Source organism: Bacillus sp. JST-5 (assembly GCF_057747715.1).
Map to the genome: position 1 here is coordinate 1 of NZ_JBYLHW010000125.1, position 2,440 is coordinate 2,440.

A 2,440-nucleotide genomic window follows, 5' to 3' on the forward strand; every position below is an offset into this window, starting at 1 on the left:
GTGGCGAACGAACGGGAGTCACTCCTGCACTGAGATAAAGGAAACACGGCGACCTACGAGACGATGTTGACTTATCGTAGGGGAAGGAGTGACTCGTTCGCTAGCCACTGCGAGCCGAGCTAGACAATCCAAAAAGCGGAGGCGAGCGCCTAGTGGCGAACGAACGGGAGTCACTCCTGCACTGAGATAAAGGAAACACGGCGACCTACGAGACGATGTTGACTTATCGCAAGGGAGAGAGGTCATCGTTCACTAGGCGTTCGTGCCGCAGCTAGACAATCCGAAAAGCGGAGGCGAGCGCCTAGTGGCGAACGAACGGGAGTCACTCCTGCACTGAGATAAAGGAAACACGGCGACCTACGAGACGATGTTGACTTATCGTAGGGGAAGGAGTGACTCGTTCGCTAGCCACTGCGAGCCGAGCTAGACAATCCGAAAAGCGGAGGCGAGCGCCTAGTGGCGAACGAACGGGAGTCACTCCTGCACTGAGATAAAGGAAACACGGCGACCTACGAGACGATGTTGACTTATCGTAGGGGAAGGAGTGACTCGTTCGCTAGCCACTGCGAGCCGAGCTAGACAATCCAAAAAGCGAAGGCACAAAAGGAACACCGTATGAACGGGAGAGCCACCTTCTATACACGTAAAAAAAATAATTCCTAAATAGTAAAAACCAGCACGGGTATTTTTCCCTTGCTGGTTTCACTTTGGTGAAATGGTTATATTTTTTATATCAGATATCGGAATATCCTTTAAAACTCCTCTTTTTGTTTCTATCTTTACATAGTCATTTTCATATGAAAGTATTTTACCCGTCACTATTTTTTTATTTAAAAATATTTTACAAAACGGCTTTTTTAGTTGAATCGGATAGTTGAGCATATATTCAATTTTTTCCAGAATGGATAGATCCTTAAATGCTGGTTTTGGCTTAAAACCTGTTAATACAGGTTGATGGGGCGATCTTTTTGAAAACCTCGATTTTTCCTCTTTCTTTTCATTCTTTTGATTATTTTCTATCAGTTCTTCATTAGTCGTTTCATTTTCTACTTGTTTTTCTTCTAAAATTTCATCTGTTTGAATCCGATAGATGAATGTTGATTGTAATTGTTCTAATGACTGTGTGAATCCATTAGGTAAAAATAATTTCGGCTTACTTTTCTTATCTTTTTCCAAGTGAGTTCACCTCCTATGAAAAGGCCTCTTTTTATAAATATGCTTGGAGAAAAAATTGTTTAAAAAATAAAAAGCCACCGGTATAGAAATACCGATAGCTTTGTTTTAGCCTAAAATATGATAGCCTGAATCAACATGAATGATTTCACCAGTAATACCACGAGATAAATCACTGAATAAGAATAATGCTGTATCTCCAACTTCTTCTTGAGTAGTTGTGCGTCTTAATGGTGCTTTTTCCTCAATCACTTTTAAAATGGAGTTAAAGTCACTTACTCCTTTTGCTGATAAAGTACGAATAGGACCTGCGGAAATAGCGTTTACACGGATTCCGTTTTTACCTAAATCATTGGCTAAATATTTCACACTTGCATCTAAAGAAGCTTTCGCAACACCCATAACGTTATAGTTTTGAACGACGCGTTCTCCGCCTAAATACGTTAATGTTACAATGCTTCCACCTTCACTCATTAATTCTCTTGCTTCTTTAGCAACAGCTGTCAATGAATAGGAGCTAATATTATGTGCTAGTAAAAATCCATCACGTGTTGTATTTAAATATTCTCCTTCAAGCTCTTCTTTATTTGCAAAAGCAATACAATGAGCAACTCCATGAATGGTACCAACTTTTTCTTTAATAGTGGCAAAGCAATTTTTTATATCTTCATCATTCGTAACATCACATGGAAGTACGAGAGACTCTTGACCTTCTAATGTTTCTACTAATTCACGAACACTTTTTTCTAATCGTTCGCCTGCATATGTAAAAATTAGACGTGCGCCCGCAGCATGTAAAGAACGTGCTATTCCCCAAGCAATACTTCTTTTATTGGCAACACCCATAATGACAAACGTTTTACCTTCCACTAAAGGAAACATATTTACATCCTCCTATTATTACAAGTTATTAACACCTAGTACTAATTTTACTATAAAATTTCTTTTTAGAAAAGTCTATATAAGAGAATAGCAATTAAGTCTTACTGGCAAATTAATTTTCACTAGTAGGATTTTGATTAACTTGAAATTGTAATATAAATGGACAATTAAGAAGTTTCATGTGCTACATACAAGTTGCATAAAAGAAAAATTACTTCCTAATATAGTTGCAAATTTTCCTTTGAAAGCTACAAACTCCAATTAAACATAAGAAATAAAAACAGTTCCTTATTAAATCGAGTAGGAGGGGGTGACTAACCCCCGACCTCTCACACCACCGTACGTACCGTTCGGTATACGGCGGTTCAATTAAGTATGACGTAGA

General features: G+C 38.6%; 2 protein-coding genes. Both read right to left on the reverse strand.

The genetic code is table 11. The features are described 5' to 3' along the window. Nucleotides 1–702: 702 nt before the first annotated feature. Nucleotides 703–1,176, reverse strand: a complete 474-nt coding sequence (locus AC3ASS_RS14030) for a CotO family spore coat protein (protein ID WP_488284128.1) — start codon at nucleotides 1,174–1,176, stop codon at nucleotides 703–705. A 105-nt stretch (nucleotides 1,177–1,281) separates the two neighbouring features. Beyond that, nucleotides 1,282–2,055: an enoyl-ACP reductase FabI gene (gene fabI, locus AC3ASS_RS14035; protein WP_488284129.1), complete on the reverse strand. Its 774-nt coding sequence runs from the start codon at nucleotides 2,053–2,055 to the stop codon at nucleotides 1,282–1,284. Nucleotides 2,056–2,440: the final 385 nt, after the last annotated feature.

Excerpts from the sequence above, each read along its gene's own strand:
- fabI (WP_488284129.1), bottom strand. The coding sequence starts at position 2,055 with ATGTTTCCTTTAGTGGAAGGTAAAACGTTTGTCATTATGGGTGTTGCC.